Genomic DNA, 16,883 nt, shown 5'->3' on the forward strand with positions numbered 1-16,883 from the left:
ATGCGGTCGAAATAGCGTGATAAAGGTTTAAAAGCGTCATTCACCGAGACGCTGCCGTCGCCGGTGTCTTCCAGCTGCTGCAACACCGGGTCCGGCGCGCGCGAGACGAAGACGTCGCCGGGCAACAGCAAGACCGGCAAGCGATTCACGTGCGCCAGCGCGGCGGCCGTCAGCAAATTCGTCGCGCCGGGGCCGATGGAACTGGTGACGGCCAGCATGCGCCGGCGCATGTGGGCTTTCGCGTAGGCAATGGCCGAGTGCGCCATCGCCTGTTCGTTGTGGGCGCGGTAGGTGGGAAAGGATTCCCGGTACTGGTACAGCGCCTCGCCCAGGCCGGCCACGTTGCCGTGGCCAAAGATGGCGAAGGCGCCGCCGAACAGCGGGATCAAGGAACCATCACCGTCCTCCGTGCGCAAGGCGGCCAGATAGCGCACCAAGGCTTGGGCCATGGTCAAGCGGATCGTCGTCTTCATGCGGCACGCTCCAGGCGGTTGCGCGTGCGCTGCCACAGGGAAATCAGCTGTTCGAAGTTGGCGCGCACGGCAGCGATCAGGGCCGCATCGTCCAGCTCGCCAGCCAGCCAGCGGCGGCTCGGTTCCTGGAAGATGGTGCGGCCCACCATGAAGCCGCGGCAGGTGCTGCTGGCACTGGCTTGCTCGAAACTGTCGGCCAGGGCAGCAATCGGCGCGTTCAGGCCAAGTAATACCACACCACGGCAATACGGATCGCGCTCGTGCACGAGGGCATCGATCTCTTGCCACTGCTTGGCCGACATGCTTTCCAGCTTCCACCATTCCGGATAGATGCCCAGGTTGTACAACCGTTTCACCGCGCGGTACACGGTGTCGTCGTGCTGCGGCAGCGACTTGGCGGGAATAATTTCCAGCAGCAATTCATGGCCCGTGATTTGCGCGGCGTCGTACAAGCCCTTGATCTGCGCTTCCTGCTCCAGGCGGTTTTCCGGCGTATCGTCGGGGTGCAGCTGCACCAGGCACTTGATCACATGTTCCTTGGGCCACTGCGTCAGGCGCGACGCGAGCGAGCGGCCCCAGTCGAACTGCAGCGGATTCGAGCCCGGCATCTCGACGGGACGGCCGATCCACCAGCCGCGCCCCGTCGCGTCGTTGAGCGCATCGGCGCCATAGCGGTCATCGATCAGCACGCCCGTGCCGCCTTGCAAGCCGCGCGCCGCCTCCGTCTGGGCCACGGCTTGCACGAACAGTTGCTTGAGCTTTGCAATCCGCGCTTCATCGCTGGCTCCCTGCTGGGCCAGCTCAAAGAATTGCGTGCGGTGATCGAAGGCAAACACGCACAACTCATTCCATTGCTTGCGCGCCACCGTCGTGCGGTGCAGGCGGGACAAGGTCGCGTCCTGGTCCGGCTGCGTCAGCTTGGCCGCGTTGGCCAGGAAATAGTCGAGCTCGACGGGCGACGGCATGGCCGGCGCGCAGCCGTGGCGCGACACGACGAGGGCGCCGCAGCCATTCGCGTAGCGGCAGCACGCTGCGTAGCCCTCGCCGCGCAGCCAGCCCTTCAGGAAACCGGAAAGAAAAGCGTCGCCCGCGCCCAGCACGTTCAGCACGTCCACGCGCACGCCACGGTAGTTATATGCATCGTCGAGACTGGCCGGCACCACATTGTCGATGACGGCGCTGCCCAGCGGGCCCCGCTTGACGACCAGGGTCGCCAGGGTGGCGGCCCGCACGGCACGCAAGCTGGCCATGATGTCCGCGCCGCCGCCGGCGATCATGAATTCCTCTTCCGTACCGACGATCAGGTCGAACTGCGGCAGGATGCTTTGCAGATGTTTCGTCACGCCTTCGTTCGAGACGAAACGCGTTTCGCCATCGGCCTTGCCCGACAAGCCCCACAGCACGGGCCGGTAATCGATGTCGAGCACGGTGCGCACGTTATTGGCGCGCGCCAATTTCAGGGCCTGCGTGCTGACGGCGTGCATCGTAGCCGTCGAAAAATGCGTGCCGGTGATCAACAGCGCCTTGCTCGAAGCGATGAAGGCCGCATCCACCGACGCCAGGTCGATGGCCATGTCGGCGCAATTTTCACGGTAGAAAATCAGGGGAAAGGTGTTTTTATCCTTGATGCCCAGCATGACGAGGGCCGTCAGGCGGTCGCGGTCGATGCCGACATGGCTGACGTCGCAACCCTCTTTCGATAACGTGTCCGTCAAGAAACGCCCCATATGGTCGTCGCCCACTTTCGACAGCATGGCGGACTTCAAGCCCAGGCGGGCCGTGCCGAAGGCGATATTCGCCGACGAGCCGCCCAGATACTTGGCGAAACTGGTCGCGTCTTCCAGGGTGCTGCCGATCTGCTGCGCGTACAGGTCCACCGCCAGGCGGCCCAGGCAGATCACGTCGAGCGCGCGGCCCTGGGCAAATTCAGTCGTATTCTTCATGGCATTGCTTCCTTATGACAGTTGCACGATGCGCTGCTCGCGCCACGACACGGTGGCCGCTTCGGCCAGTTCCAGGGCCTTCAAGCCGTCGTGGACGGTGGTGCGCAGGGGCGCGCCGTGGGCAAAGGCGTCGAAAAAGTGCGCCATCTCGCTGGCGTAGGCGGCGCGGTAGCGTTCCAGGAAAAAATCTTCCGGACGGTCCACGCTGACGTTGACGGCACCATACGCCGTCACTTCCGTCGGTTTGTGGTTGCCTGCCTGCAGCATGCCGGCACTGCCCAGCACTTCGAAGCGCTGGTCGTAGCCATAGGCGGCGCGGCGAGTGGTGTTGATCTGGCACAAGCGGCCTTGTGCCGTGCGGATGGTCACGGCCGTGCAATCGAGGTCGCCCGCCGCGCCGATCGCGGGGTCGACGAGGCAGCTGCCCGTCGCGTGCACGCTGACGGCTTCATCGTCGAGTATCCAGCGGAAGATGTCGAAATCGTGGATCAGCATATCCTTGAAGATGCCGCCCGACACCTGGATGTAGCTGACGGGCGGCGGGCCCGGATCGCGGCTGGTGACGATGAGCAACTCCGGCGTGCCGATCTCGCCCGCCGCGATGCGCTGCCTGACGGCGGAAAACGTGGGGTCGTAGCGGCGCTGGAAGCCGATCATGCACAGCACGCCCGCTTCCTTGACGGCGGCGGCGGCGGCGCGCGCGCGTTCCAGCGTCAGGTCGACGGGTTTCTCGCAAAAGATGGCCTTGCCGGCGGCGGCCGCGCGCACGATCAGGTCCGCATGCGTGTCCGTACTCGAGGCGATCAGCACGGCCTTGACTTCAGGGTCGGCCAGCACGGCTTCCACGCTGGCGACGCTGGCGCCATGCAGGGCCGCCACTTCCGCCGCCGCGCCCGCATGCACGTCGACCACGTATTTCAGGCGCACGCCGGGCTGGCGCACCAGATTGCCAGCGTGAATACGGCCGATGCGGCCGGCGCCGAACAATGCCACTTGAATCATGTAAATCTCCTTGATAGTCGTCTTGCCCGGAAATGCACACGTGTGCATTTCCGGGCAAATATTTAAAACAAATGAATCGCGCCCAGCATCACACCGCTGACCTTGGCGCCCTTCTTGACGCTGGAAAACGAGTTGCTGCCAAAGGAATAGTTGGCGTTCTTGTCATTGCTCGTCTGTGTGTAATACGCATACACGGTGCTGCGCTTGGACAGGTAGTACTCGTAGCCCAAGGTCGCCTGCTTGGCGCCGCTGTCGTCGCCACGCACCAGCGAGGTGGCCTTGACGGTGACGCTGGCACCGTTCGGCGCGCTACCCGACACATCGCCAGCGACGCCAAAGCGGCCGATGAAGGAACCGCCGCCCGCCTTGTAGGCGCCCGTGATGGTGAAGTAGTCGCGCTGCAAGTCGCCACTGGCCACGTCAAAGATCATGCGATTCCAGGCCACGCCCACATCGCCACCACCGAAGTTGTAATTGGCGGCGGCGCGAAACATTTTTTCGCTGAAACCGGGACGCGCATCCTTGTGCTTTTCATAGCCAACGCCCCCCTTGATGGGACCGTTTACATATTGCACCATGCCCGAATAGATACGGTCGCCGTTCGACGCCTCGTTTTCGCTGGCGCGGTAAAGCGTGGCGCTGAAGCCTTGCACCACGGGCGTGCGGTAGCTGATGGCGTTCGCGCTGCGGCGGTTGAAGCCTTCACCGCCGAGCTGGGAAATGTTGGCGTCATCCTGGATGCCTTGCCCCACGAAACGGTTGGTGTAGCCATTCATCTGGCGGATCGGCGTGGAAAAGCGGCCCAGCGCGATGCGGCCATAGGCGGCGTTTTCCAGTCCGACATAGGTATCCTTGCTGTTGAGGACGCCCGTGCCATCGTCCGTCTTGACATTGCCTTCGATCTGGAAGAAGGCAAAGTTGCCGCTGCCCAGATCTTCGCGTCCGCGGAAGCCCAGCATCGAGGAATTGTCCGATACGCGCGTCAGCGATTCGCCACGCGGTGACGCGGCCGAGGTGGAACTTTCGATATGGTCGAGGCCTGCATGGATGCGCCCGTACACGACGACGCTCGACTGCGCCAGGACACAGCCCGGCATGGCCAGCAACAAGCCCATGGCGATGGTATTCAACTGCAAGGTGTTCATCCCGTTTTTCATCTTGTCTCCTGCCTGTTTTTATGGTTGTGGATTACTCATGATGCTCAACAGTGTGTTGCTCCTGCGCGCGTCCGCCGCTGGACGCCTTCCCTCCCTTTCAAAGTGGATGGTTTATTGGCAGCGCGGCAATGCCAGCGCTTCCAGTTGCGGATACAAACGGGGACCGCCCACGAGAATGGGGTTGCCCTTTTCCAAGCCCTTATCGGCGAGAAAATCATTGCAGCGCCCGCCCGCCTCGTTGACGAGCACGATGCCCGCCAGGCAATCCCAGGAATTGATGTGTGGCTCGAAATAGCCGATCAGGCGCCCGGCCGCCACGTAGGCGATCATCAAGGCGCCGGAACCGTTGCGGATGAACATGCCGCCCTCTTCCAGCACGTCGAGCAGGAACGGTAAAAAGGTGTCGGTGCCCACGCGGTGCGAAAAGCCCACGCCCAGCACGCCGCCCTGCAAGCTGGCCACGTCGTTCACGCGCAGCCGCGTTTCGCCCGCCTTCGCCGTCACGTGCGCGCCCTGCCCCAGGCAAGCATGGAACAGCTCGTCCGCATTCGGGTCGTACACGGCGCCGATGGCGGGCTGGCCGTCGACCAGCACGCCGATCGACACGCACCAGGCCAGCATGCCGTTGACGAAGCAGGCCGTGCCGTCGATGGGATCGATGACCCACACGCAGCGCGCATCGGACGCCCCGCCGCCGCGCTCCTCGCCCACCACGGCGTCTTCCGGGAAGCGTTCGGCGATCTGCGCGCGCAGGAAATCCTCCACCATGCGGTCGGCGATGCTGACCATGTCCTGCAAGCCCTTTTCCTCGATCACCAGCTCCGTGCGGCGCAGGAACATGCCCAGCGCAATCTCGCCCGCCTGGCGGATGATGTGCCGCGCATAGGCATAGCGTTCCAGCGTGGCCGCATCGGCCAGTACTGCCTGTGTCATATCTGTCATGCTTGTCCTCCAATGATGGCTGCGCCATGTTCGTGTACGGTCATGGCGACCGATGTGCCTTGCGTGAAAACCTGGCTCAAGTCGTGCGAGACGGCAAACAGTTCGCCGACGGGCGTGTCGAGCGTGTATTGCATTTCGCGTCCCAGGTAGGTGGCGCGCGCCACGCGCACCACCATGGCGCTGTCGGGCTGCGCGGGCGACAGCAGGATGGCTTCCGGACGCACGGCGAAACTGGCTTCGCCGCTGCGCTGGCCGCGGCATGGCAGGCGCAGCCGCAGCTTGCCCATCACACAGACGGCCTTGCCGTCGGCCACCGATTCGATCACGCCATCGACGATGTTCGCGTTGCAGATGAAGTCGGCGACGAACTTGTCGGCCGGCGACTCGAACAGCTCGTGCGGCGTGCCCTTTTGCGCGATCACTTGGCGGTTCATGACGATGATCTGGTCGGAAATGGCCAGCGCCTCTTCCTGGTCATGCGTGACGTACACGGCCGTCAAGCCCAGCTTGACCTGGATGTCGCGGATCTCGTCGCGCACGCGGCGGCGCAGTTTCGTGTCGAGGTTCGACAGCGGTTCGTCCAGCAGCAGCACCTTGGGCTGCAGCACCAGCGAGCGGGCCACGGCCACGCGCTGCTGCTGGCCGCCCGACAGTTCGTTGGGGAAGCGCGCGGCGAAATCGGCCAGACCCACCAGGCGCAGGCTTTCCTGCGCCCGTTCGATGGCGCGCGGCTTGGTCTCGCCCGAGACGGTCAAGCCGTAGCACACATTGTCGAGCACCGTCATGTGCGGAAACAGCGCATACGACTGGAACACCATGCTGACGTCGCGCTCGGCGGCCGACGTCAACGTGACGTCCTCGCCGGCCAGCAGGATGCGCCCGGCGCTGACGCGCTCCAGGCCGGCGATCAGGCGCAGGGTCGAGGTCTTGCCGCAGCCGCTGGGCCCCAGCAGGGTGACCATGGTGCGCGGCGCGATGGTGAACGAGACATCGTTCACGGCCAGGGCCTTGCCGTAGCGCTTGGTGACGCCGTCGAATTCCAGCGCGGCAAGCTCTGTTGCTTGGGTAGTAAAGTGGTTCATGCGTAGCTCTTTTCCAGGTTGGGAACGGCGGCCGGCAGCGTTTTTTCGGCGCTGACGCGGCGAAGGCGGCGCTTGCCGACCAGCAGGTGGATCAATTGGATGCACAGCAGGATGACGACGATCAAGACCGTGGCGTAGGCGATGGCCGTGCCGTAGTTGCCGTTCGACACCAGACCGATGATGTAGGACGTGGCCATGTCATAGTCGGCGCTGACGAGGAACACGACGGCCGAGATCGACGTGATCGAGCGCACGAAGCCATACACGAGAGCCGAGGCGATGGCCGGGCGCAGCAGCGGCAGGATGACCTTGCGCATGGTGGTCCAGCTGCTGGCGCCCAGGGTGATCGACGCCTCGTCCAGGCTGCCGTCGAGCTGGCGCATGGCGGCGATGCCGGTGCGCAAGCCCATCGGCATGTTGCGGAAGACAAAGCACAGGATCAGAATCGTCGCCGTGCCCGTCAACTCGATCGGCGCCGAGTTGAACGCGAGGATGTAGCTGATGCCGATGACGGTGCCGGGAATGGCAAAGCTGAGCATGGTGCCGAACTCGAACGCGCTCTTCAGGGCGAATTGCTGGCGCACCAGCAGCCAGGCCGAGAGGATGCCGACAAACGCCGTCAGCGGCGCGGCGATGGCCGAAATCGTCAAGGTGGTGAACAGCGATGGCCAGGCCTGGCCCGTCCAGTGCCAGCCGGAAGCGCCCGCCGTGATGCCGAAGGCGTCGATGTAGTGGCGCAAGGTGAAGGCATTGTCCTGGCCCCAGTTATTCACGAAGCCGCCCGCCACCACCGTGCCATACACCAGCGCCGTGAAGGCGAACCATGGCAGCGCGATGGTCCACAGGGTGGTCTTCAGGCGCGGATTGAGCGAGGCGTGGCCGCCGTGGTCGGCCTTGCCCGTCACCGTCACATACGATTTCTTGCCCAGCCACAGGTTCTGGATGAAGAAGGCGCCCACGGCAAAGGTCAGCAGCACGATGGCCAACGTCGCCGCACGGCCCTGGTCGTTCGAGGCGCCCACCACGGAAAAGAAAATTTCCGTCGACAGCACGTGGAAATTGCCGCCCAAGACCATCGGGTTGCCGAAGTCGGCCATGCTTTCGATAAAGCACAACAGGAAGGCGTTGGCGATGCCGGGACGCATCAAGGGCAGCGACACCTTGACGAAGGTTTGCCAGCTGCTCGCGCCCAGGGTGCCCGACGCCTCTTCCAGCGAAGGGCTGACGCCTTCCACCACGCCGATCAATGTCATGAAGGCGATCGGCGCAAAGGCCAGCATCTGCGACAGCCACACACCCGTCATGCCGTACAGCCAGCGGCTTTGTTCGATGCCAAACAGGTCGCCGACGAGGCCCGTGATGGCGCCGTTGCGGCCGAACAGCAGGATCAGCGCCAGGCCCAGCACGAAGGGTGGCGTGACGATGGGGAGTATCGTGATGGCGCGCATCGGACGCACCCAGCGGCCATTGGTGCGCGTCACCAGCAGGGCGAACACGAGACCGAGGAAGGTGGCCGACACGCCCGTCAGCAAGGCCAGCGCCAGCGTATTCCAGGCCACGCCGCAGCGGCCGGGACCGGACACGCAATTGAGGCTCCAGATGCCCGGATCCACCATGCGGAGCGCCAGGGCGGCGGCGCCCGTGCCGCCATCATCCATCGGCTGGCCGGCGCTGACGAGGATCAGCGCGACGGGGAACAGCACGAACAGGGAAATCAGGCAAATGATGAGACCGATGGCGCCGGCGACGAAGGCGTCGCCGCGGCACACGCCGCAGGCGGCCGCGCCGGACGTGAGGAGGAACAGCAGGCACAGCGCCAGCAGCAGCGCGCCGAAACCCAGGCCGGTGCCGGCGGCCAGCGGGCCCCAGCCCAGCCATGCCAGCCACAGCATGCCGGCACCGCCGATGGCGATCTGGCCCAGGCCCAGGGTCTTGCGGTGGGGATTGGCGGCCACCAGCGCGGCGCTGGCGGCGAGCAGGGCGAAGAACACGCCCAGCGGCCAGGCGCCGAACGACAGCAGGTGCAGCACGGCCGGTGCGCCACGCTCCGCGAAGAACTGGCCGTCGCGCAGCCATTCGCCGGCGAACAGTCCCGCTTCCTGCTGCTGCCAGGGCAACAGGCACAACGCTGCCAGGGCGGCCAGCAGCCAGCCGTAAAATATCTTTTTCATGAGTTTCATCCAACTATGAACGTCTGAAATTCTGTTGCGCGGTGCGCCTTGATTTCCAGACGTTTTGAACAATTTATATAGGTTTAACGCCTGCCAAAACTGTAGCGAGCGGCAGTGAGTTGTAGCCGAGACGCGCAGCTGTGCGCTAGCACAGTGAGCATCGCAGGCTGCAAATCGCGACGCGCAGTAAGTTTTGGCGCGCGTTAATTGCCGGCAGAATAAATCTGCGTCGTCCAGCGTTGCAGCAGGCGCTTGCGCGTGTCCGACGCGCCATATTTGGCGAAGTCGTAGTTGATGGTCTTGATGTTTTCCAGGCGCGGCGAGGCGGCGGGAATGGTGGCGGCCACGTTGGACGGGATCTGGAAGGCCAGCGCCTTCACGGCCTCGCTCTGCACGTCGGGACGCAGGGCGAATTCATAGAATTTCTTTGCCTGCTCCATGTTTTTCGCGCCCTTGACGATGCTCATCGAGCCGATCTCGTAGCCCGTGCCTTCACAGGGCGGCAAGACTTTCACGGGGAAGCCGGCCACGGTGAGTTTCATCAGATCATGCATGAAGCCGATGGCCACGCCCGCTTCGCCGCGGCCCACGTCCTCGCCGGGCGCCACGCCCGCGTTCGGATACTTGCTGACGTTCTGGCCCATTTTCGCGAGGAAATCGAAGGCTTCCTCTTCACCGAACAGCTGCACCACGGTGGCCAGCGCGTTGTAGGCGGCGCCCGAGGAATTCGGGTTGGCCATCTCGATCTCGCCCTTGTAGGCGGGCTTGACGAGGTCTTTCCAGCATTGCGGCGGCGGCAGGTTTTTCTTCTTCAGCACGTTTTCATTGTAGGCCAGGCCCAGGATGCCGATGTAGATGCCGACGGTGCGGTACTTGGCCGTCTCGGCCTGCTTGAGCGCCCACGGCTGCAGCTTGAGCAGGGTGGGCGACTTGTATTCTTCCGTATAGCCTTCGGCGGCGGCCTGCAGGTGCGGGTCGCCCGTGCCGCCCCACCAGATGTCCGATTTCGGGTTCGACGCTTCGGCGCGGATCTTCGCATACGCCTCGCCGGCGCTCTTCCTGATCATCGACACCTTGATCTTGCTTTCCGCCTCGAAGCGGTTCTTCATCAGCTGGCACCATTCCATGTCGGCCGAACACAGTACGGACAGGCGTTCGTCGGCGGCCATGGCCGTCATCGGCAGGGCCAGGCTTATAGCGATCGCAACATTACGCATCTTCATCGTCTCACTCCAAGTTTGTTGTCGTTGTGGTACTTCAGACCGCACCGCTATCTTGCGGTGTCACTGTCCCGGGATGTGCTTTTTCAAGACTTGCACTGCATTGCACACGTGTGCACACCTTACCACCAGCCGATTTTGACTGTCAACAAGAATCTCGGCAGGCGTGCGGCGTGGTGTTTTACCGACAAAAAAAGCGGCTATGTCCTCGTAAAATAGGGGAAATGCCGGAATCTTCCCATGACGGTGCTGTCTGACTCTGCATACTCACCACACCGGGAGCAGATCATGCAGCCAGCCGAATGGATCAGCTTTATCGCGCAGTTTGCGCAGTTGAACCGGCGCCAGCGGCAGGCAGGCATGGCCCTGCTGCGTGGCAACACGCCACACGACGCGACCGTCGCGTTGCTGGAAAGCGTGGCGCAGTCGCGCTTGGCCTGTCCCGCCTGCCACTCGCCGCACCTGCATCGGCATGGCCATGCGCACGGCTTGCAGCGCTACCGCTGCGTGCCCTGCGGGCGCACCTTCAATGCCTTGACGGGGACGCCTCTGGCCCGCCTGCGCCATAAATCGCAGTGGCTCGATTATGCCGATTGCCTGCTTGCATCGGATTCCGTGCGCAAGGCGGCGCGACAACTGGGCGTGCACCGCAACACCACGTTTCGCTGGCGCCACCGATTTTTATCGTTGGCAAAAACGGACCGGCCGCATGGCCTGCATGGCATCGCCGAGGCCGACGAGTTATATGTGCTGGAGTCGGAAAAGGGATCCAGGCAAATGACGCGTCCGGCCCGCCGCCGGGGTGGCCATGCCCACCAACGCGGCATTTCCAATGAACAGGTCTGCATCCTGGTGGCGCGCGACCGCACGGGCCAGACCCTCGATTTCGTCACCGGCAAAGGCACGCTGACGAAGGCGCAACTGCACCGCTGTTTGTTGCCTGTCATCGACAAGGATATCCTGCTGGTCACGGATGGCCATGCCGCCTACCGGGCGTTTGCGCGGGAAGCGGGCCTCACTCATCAGGCCGTCAACTTGCGCGCCGGCATCCGTGTGCAGGGCGCCGCGCATGTGCAGAACGTCAATGCATATCACAGCCGCCTGCGCGAATGGTTAAGGCCGTTTCACGGCGTGGCCACGCGCTATCTGCCGAATTATCTGGGCTGGCGCTGGATACTCGACGCCAGACGCATCCGCTCACCCGAAACGCTATTGAAAGCAACATTGGGCGCATTCCCACATCTGACGGTGACATAGCCAAAAAGCCGCCAGCTGTGCGTACAGTTGGCGGCTTTCGGATGCTCCGGGATCAGAGGCGTGTTACTGCCAGGCTTCCTTGCCCGCGCGTGGCTTGCCCACCATCAACAGCGCGCCCAGGGTCAGCACGGCCGCCAGCGACAGGTAATAGCCCACGTATTGCAAGCCGTAGTTGGTGGCCAGCCAGGTGGCGATGTACGGCGCCAGCGAAGCGCCCAAAATACCCGCCAGGTTGAACGTCAGCGAGGCGCCCGTGTAGCGCACTTCCGGCGGGAACAGCTCGGACAACATCGTACCCAGCGGACCGTAGGTCATGCCCATCAAGCCCAGGCCGACGGCCATGAAGAGCGTCACTTCCCACGTCACGCCCGAGCCGAACATGGGCGCGAGCACCAGACCGAAGATGGCGATGGCGACGGAGACCCAGATCATGGTGGCACGGCGGCCGCGGCGGTCGGCCAGCACGGCCGAAAACGGAATCGTCAGGGCGAAGAACAGCACGGCGAACAGCTGCACGACGAGGAATTCCTTGCGCGTGAAGCCCAGCTTGGTCGTACCCCAGCTCAGCGCGAACACCGTCATCAGGTAGAACAGCACGAAGGTGGCCAGGGCGATGATGGTACCGAGGAACAACATGCGGCCATGCTGGCGGAACACGGTGGCGACGGGCAGCTTGACGACTTCGTTCTTGTCGATGACTTTCTGGAAGTCCGGCGTTTCCGTGATCTTCAGACGCACGTACAGGCCGACGATGACCAGCAGCGCGCTGGCGAGGAAGGGGATGCGCCAGCCGTAGCTGAAGAACTGCTCATCGGTCAGGGTTTCGCTGAGCAGCAGGAAGATGCCGCCCGACAGGAAGAAGCCGATCGGCGCACCCAGCTGCGGGAACATGCCGTACCAGGCGCGCTTGCCCGGTGGCGCGTTTTCCGTGGCCAGCAGCACCGCGCCGCCCCACTCGCCGCCCAGGCCCAGGCCCTGGCCGAAACGGCACAGCGCCAGCAGCAGCGGCGCCAGAGTGCCGATGGCGGCGTAGGTCGGCAGCAAGCCGATGATGACGGTGGAGATACCCATGGTCAGCAAGGCGGCCACCAGGGTCGCCTTGCGGCCGATGCGGTCGCCGAAGTGGCCGAACACGGCCGAGCCGATGGGGCGGGCGAAGAAGGCGATGGCGAACGTGGCCAGCGACTGCAGCACGGCGGCCGACGGGTCGCCGGCGGGGAAGAACAGTTTCGGGAACACCAGCACGGCGGCGGTGGCGTAGATATAAAAGTCAAAGAACTCGATGGTGGTGCCGATCAGGCTGGCGAACAGCACCGTGCCGGGGGAATTTTTCTTGGGGGGGGTGCTCATTTACTGCGCTCCTTGGGGAGGGTGTCTAAAGGCCATTCTCTGGATGTTTTTTCAGGCAGCAGCACAGCACGTTGTCTCCGTGTCGTTCGCATATCATAGCCTTGCGTGCATGCATTTGCCGCGCATTTGCTATTAAATTTGCAAACAAAAAACAACGGTTTTTGTTGCCGTAGCGAACTACTGGCAACGCGCGCCAACGCGCCGTGATCAGTGCTGATTTAGAGAAACAACGGTCGTGCGCCATCCGGTTACCCGGGGCACGGCAGGAAAGGCGTCAGGGGATGGGCGACGTGTATCAGGCCCGGCGTATCGCCAGGCATTCCGTACCAGACCCGCGCGTCGGCATCGCGGCGTCGGTCATTTGTGGTGAATCCTTGCCTGCGGCCCCTCCGGGTGGAGCGGGCCGGCGATGATCGCGCCTGCATCACGAAGGATGCGGTTGATCTTGCTGTAAGCGGCTTATGATACGCGCAGTGGTGCAGTGCGGCAAGAAATGATGGAAACCGTCTACGCGTCGATCAGGGCAAACGCCTTGGCTATCTCGGCGCTGTCGAGCGGGCGCACGAGGCGCGCCACTTCCTGGCCATCTTTCAAAAAAATCAGGGTCGGCCACAGTTTCACCCGGAAGGACCGCCCGAGCGCGCGGCCGGGGCCGTCTTCCACCCGAAGATGCGGCACGCCGGGGTGCTGCGCAAACGCGGCCGCCAGCGGCGCCTGGGTGGCGCGGCAGTGGCCGCACCAGCCCGTGCCGAATTCCAGCAGGGCCGGCCCCGCCAGGGTGTCGATTTCGGCGCGCGCCGGTTGCGCTACAGAATACGTGTCGTTCATCATGCCGCTCTCCTGGATGGCTTAGACCACTTTCATGCGCAAGGTGCCCAGGCCATCGATGGCGCCCACCAACTCGTCGCCGCGCTGCACGGCCGCCACGCCGGCCGGCGTGCCCGTGTAGATCAGGTCGCCTGGCTGCAAGGTAAAGTAGGTCGACAGGTCGGCGATGGTTTCGGCCACGTTCCAGATCAGCATATCGATAGTGCTGCCCTGGCGCAGTTCGCCATTCACGTGCAAGGTGATGGCGGCATGCTGGACGTCGCCCGCCTGCGCGGCCGGGGTAATCGGGCCGATGGGCGCCGAGTGCTCGAACGCCTTGCCCGTCTCCCACGGACGGCCCTGCTTTTTCGCGGCGCCCTGCACGTCGCGGCGCGTCATGTCCAGGCCGATCGCATAACCCCACACATGGCTCAGCGCGTCGGCCACGCCGATGTCGCTGCCGCCCTTGCCGATGGCCACCACCAGTTCCATCTCGTGCTGGAAATCCTGCGTCTGCGCCGGGTATGGCAACTCGCCCGTCGTGCCAGCCGGCACGGGCAGCACGGCATCGGCTGGCTTCATGAAGAAGAACGGCGCCTCGCGGCCCGTATGGCCCATTTCCTTGGCGTGGTCGACATAGTTGCGGCCCACGCAATAGATGCGGTGGACGGGAAAGGTATCGGCGCTGCCGGTGACGGGAACGCTGGGCTGGTTCGGTGCGGGAACGACATACGGCATGGAGACTCCTGATCGGCACGATAAAAAGGCGGTGATGAAAAAGGGACACCGCAGTGTCCCCCATTTTACGACAACGTTACTTCAGCAGTCCCGAGCGGCTCGGGTCCGGCATGCGGATGGCGACGATGAAGGAAATCAGGCACATGACGGTGACGTACCAATAGAAATACTCTTCCACGTGCCAGGCCTTGAACTGCAGCGCCACGTATTCGGCCGAACCGCCGAACATGGCGTTGGCCACCGCGTACGACAGGCCCACGCCCAGCGCGCGCACTTCGACGGGGAACATTTCCGCCTTGATCAAGCCGCTGATCGACGTGTAGAAGCTGATGATGGCCAAGGCGATGATGATCAGGCCAAACGCCGCGTACGGGCTGCTGATGTCCTTCAAGGCATGCATGATGGGCAACACGCACAGCGTGGCCAGGCCGCCGAAGAACAGCATCGAGGTACGGCGGCCGATGCGGTCGGACAAGGCGCCGAACACCGGTTGCAAAATCATGTAGACCAGCAAGGCGCACGTCATGACGGCGCTGGCCGTCTTGGTATCCATGCCGGCCGTGTTGACCAGGTATTTCTGCATGTAGGTGGTAAACGTGTAGAACACAAGCGAGCCGCCGGCCGTGAAGCCCAGCACCGTGATGAAGGCGCGCTTGTGCTTGAGCAAGCCGCGCAGGCTGCCCGCGTCCTTGTCCTTGCGCTCGCTGGCGGTGGTCGTTTCCGTCAGGGATTTACGCAGGTTCAGCGACACCAATGCGGCCAGGGCACCGAAGACGAACGGGATGCGCCAGCCCCAGGCACGCAGCTCTTCCAGGGTCAGCAATTGCTGCAAGACCACCAGCACCAGCAAGGCCAGCAGCTGGCCGCCGATCAGGGTCACGTACTGGAACGAGGCGAAGAAACCGCGCTTGCCCGATTCCGACACTTCGCTCATGTAGGTGGCGCTGGTGCCGTATTCGCCGCCCACGGACAGGCCCTGGAACAGCCGCGCCACCAGCAGCAGGAATGGCGCGAAGGCGCCGATGGTGTCATAGGTCGGCATGACGGCGATCATCAGGGAACCGCCGCACATCATCAGCACGGAAATCATCATCGACTGGCGCCGGCCATATTTGTCGGCGATGCGGCCGAACAGCCAGCCGCCCACGGGACGCATGAGGAAGCCGGCGGCAAAAATGCCGGCCGTCTGCAGCAGCTGCGTGGTCGGATTACCGGAAGGGAAGAAGGCGTGCGAAAAGTACAGCGCACAGAACGAGTAAATGTAGAAGTCGAACCATTCGACCAGGTTACCGGAGGAAGCGCCAATGATGGCCTTGATGCGCTGCTGGGAAGTCAGCTGCGCAACGTCGTGCGGAGTATCGTGGGATGTCATATCAGTCTTCTTGTTCGTGTGAAAAAGCCAACGCCAGCCGGATTGCCCGTGCTGGTTTTGCATCATACGCCCTTGATCAGGGTCAAAAAGCCGCCCGGCATACGGGTTAATACGTACTGCCGGCAACTTTTTTCACCTGCGGGCGCGAGGAATCAGACCCGTTCCAGCACCAGCGCGATGCCCTGGCCTACGCCGATGCACATGGTACAAAGCGCATAGCGGCCGCCCGTGCGGTGCAACTGGTTGACGGCCGTCATGGCCAGGCGCGCGCCCGACGCGCCCAGCGGGTGGCCGAGGGCGATCGCGCCGCCGTTCGGGTTGACGCGCGGGTCGTCGTCGGGCAAGCCCAGCTGGCGCAGCACGGCCAGGCCCTGGGCGGCGAACGCCTCATTGAGTTCGATGACGTCGAAATCGGCCAGGCTCAAGCCCGTCATGGCCAGCACTTTCAGGGTGGCGGGCGCGGGACCGATGCCCATGATGCGCGGCGCCACGCCGGCCGTCGCCATGGCCACGACGCGGGCGCGCGGCGTCAGGCCGAAACGGGCCGCGTTCGCCTCGTCGGCCAGCAGCAGGGCCGCCGCGCCATCGTTGACGCCGGACGCGTTGCCGGCCGTGATCGTGCCGTCCGCGCGCACGACGGGTTTCAGTTTGGCCAGGGTGTCCAGCGTGGTGGCGCGCGGATGCTCGTCGCGGGCAACGATGATCGGCTCGCCCTTCTTCTGCGCGATGCTGACGGGACAGATTTCGCTGTCGAACACGCCCGCCTGCTGCGCCGCCAGCGCCTTGACCTGGCTGGCCAGCGCGAACGCATCCTGATCAAGACGGCTGATGCCGAAGTCGCTGGCCACGTTTTCCGCCGTTTCCGGCATCGAATCGACGCCGTACCGCGCCTTCATCAGCGGGTTGATGAAGCGCCAGCCGATGGTCGTGTCTTCCATTTTCATGCCGCGCGAAAAGGCGCTGTCCGCCTTGCCCATGACAAAGGGCGCGCGGCTCATGCTTTCCACGCCGCCGGCGATCAGCAAGCCCGCTTCGCCGCTCTTGATGAAGCGGGCGGCGCTGCCGATGGCGTCCAGGCCCGAGCCGCACAGGCGGTTCAGGGTGGCGCCCGGCACGCTGTCGGGCAAGCCCGCCAGCAGGGCCGCCATGCGCGCCACGTTGCGGTTGTCCTCGCCCGCCTGGTTGGCGCAACCGTACAGCACGTCCGTGACGGCCGTCCAGTCCACATCGGGGTTGCGCGCCATCAAGGCGCGGATGGGCACGGCGCCCAGGTCGTCGGCGCGCACGCCGGCGAGTCCGCCGCCATAGCGGCCAAACGGTGTGCGCTGCGCGTCGCAAATGTATGCGTGGTTCATGTTCTTTCCTCCAA

General features: G+C 64.0%; 14 protein-coding genes. 1 reads left to right on the top strand and 13 read right to left on the bottom strand.

All coding sequences use genetic code 11. From position 1 onward, the window contains the following. The 8 genes from GCN78_RS18815 to GCN78_RS18850 all read right to left on the bottom strand — a co-directional run. Nucleotides 1-473, bottom strand: a 473-nt coding sequence (locus GCN78_RS18815) for a thiamine pyrophosphate-binding protein (protein ID WP_264372692.1), incomplete at its 3' end; no start/stop codon positions are given. Then, complete coding sequence (locus GCN78_RS18820; protein WP_152253066.1) at nt 470-2,416, bottom strand: bifunctional 5-dehydro-2-deoxygluconokinase/5-dehydro-2-deoxyphosphogluconate aldolase; 1,947 nt, start codon at nt 2,414-2,416, stop codon at nt 470-472. The genes GCN78_RS18820 and GCN78_RS18815, both read right to left, overlap by 4 nt. A 12-nt stretch (nt 2,417-2,428) precedes the next feature. Further along, nucleotides 2,429-3,418 (bottom strand): inositol 2-dehydrogenase, encoded by a 990-nt coding sequence (iolG, locus tag GCN78_RS18825; RefSeq protein ID WP_152253067.1) that lies wholly within the window; start codon nt 3,416-3,418, stop codon nt 2,429-2,431. Between the two features lie 62 nt (nt 3,419-3,480). Then, entirely contained in the window at nt 3,481-4,575 is a 1,095-nt protein-coding gene (locus GCN78_RS18830; RefSeq protein WP_152253068.1) for a porin, read from the bottom strand. A 111-nt stretch (nt 4,576-4,686) separates the two neighbouring features. Next, complete coding sequence (locus GCN78_RS18835) at nt 4,687-5,517, bottom strand: inositol monophosphatase family protein (protein WP_226939722.1); 831 nt, start codon at nt 5,515-5,517, stop codon at nt 4,687-4,689. Then, nucleotides 5,514-6,599, bottom strand: a complete 1,086-nt coding sequence (locus GCN78_RS18840; RefSeq protein WP_152253069.1) for an ABC transporter ATP-binding protein — start codon at nt 6,597-6,599, stop codon at nt 5,514-5,516. Before GCN78_RS18840 ends, GCN78_RS18835 begins: the two co-directional genes overlap by 4 nt. Beyond that, a complete protein-coding gene (locus tag GCN78_RS18845) occupies nt 6,596-8,770 on the bottom strand; it encodes an ABC transporter permease (protein WP_226939723.1) in 2,175 nt (724 codons plus the stop codon). The genes GCN78_RS18840 and GCN78_RS18845 overlap by 4 nt, the downstream gene beginning before the upstream one ends. Before the next feature lie 203 nt (nt 8,771-8,973). Then, nucleotides 8,974-9,993, bottom strand: coding sequence for an ABC transporter substrate-binding protein (locus tag GCN78_RS18850; protein ID WP_226939724.1), 1,020 nt, complete (start codon nt 9,991-9,993; stop codon nt 8,974-8,976). Between the two features lie 285 nt (nt 9,994-10,278). On the opposite strand from GCN78_RS18850, the gene GCN78_RS18855 reads away from it, so the two are divergent. Further along, entirely contained in the window at nt 10,279-11,247 is a 969-nt protein-coding gene (locus GCN78_RS18855; protein WP_152253071.1) for an IS1595 family transposase, read from the top strand. A 63-nt stretch (nt 11,248-11,310) separates the two neighbouring features. Here the strand turns inward: GCN78_RS18855 and GCN78_RS18860 are convergent, their stop codons facing one another. From GCN78_RS18860 to pcaF, 5 genes are all read right to left on the bottom strand, one after another. Further along, the gene (locus GCN78_RS18860) at nt 11,311-12,597 is read right to left on the bottom strand and encodes an MFS transporter (protein ID WP_152253072.1); all 1,287 of its coding nucleotides are present in this window, start codon (nt 12,595-12,597) and stop codon (nt 11,311-11,313) included. Nucleotides 12,598-13,104: 507 nt separating this feature from the next. After that, on the bottom strand, nt 13,105-13,428 hold the full coding sequence (locus GCN78_RS18865) for a thioredoxin family protein (RefSeq protein ID WP_152253073.1): 324 nt from the start codon (nt 13,426-13,428) through the stop codon (nt 13,105-13,107). Nucleotides 13,429-13,446: 18 nt separating this feature from the next. Continuing rightward, nucleotides 13,447-14,142 carry a fumarylacetoacetate hydrolase family protein gene (locus tag GCN78_RS18870; RefSeq protein WP_152253074.1) on the bottom strand — a complete coding sequence of 232 codons (696 nt, stop codon included), beginning with the start codon at nt 14,140-14,142 and terminating at the stop codon, nt 13,447-13,449. Nucleotides 14,143-14,218: 76 nt separating this feature from the next. Next, nucleotides 14,219-15,514, bottom strand: coding sequence for an MFS family transporter (locus GCN78_RS18875; protein ID WP_058048361.1), 1,296 nt, complete (start codon nt 15,512-15,514; stop codon nt 14,219-14,221). Between the two features lie 152 nt (nt 15,515-15,666). After that, the gene (gene pcaF / locus GCN78_RS18880) at nt 15,667-16,869 is read right to left on the bottom strand and encodes a 3-oxoadipyl-CoA thiolase (RefSeq protein WP_152253075.1); all 1,203 of its coding nucleotides are present in this window, start codon (nt 16,867-16,869) and stop codon (nt 15,667-15,669) included. Between the last annotated feature and the right edge of the window lie 14 nt (nt 16,870-16,883).

This window comes from Janthinobacterium rivuli (assembly GCF_009208735.1).
GTDB lineage: Bacteria > Pseudomonadota > Gammaproteobacteria > Burkholderiales > Burkholderiaceae_D > Janthinobacterium.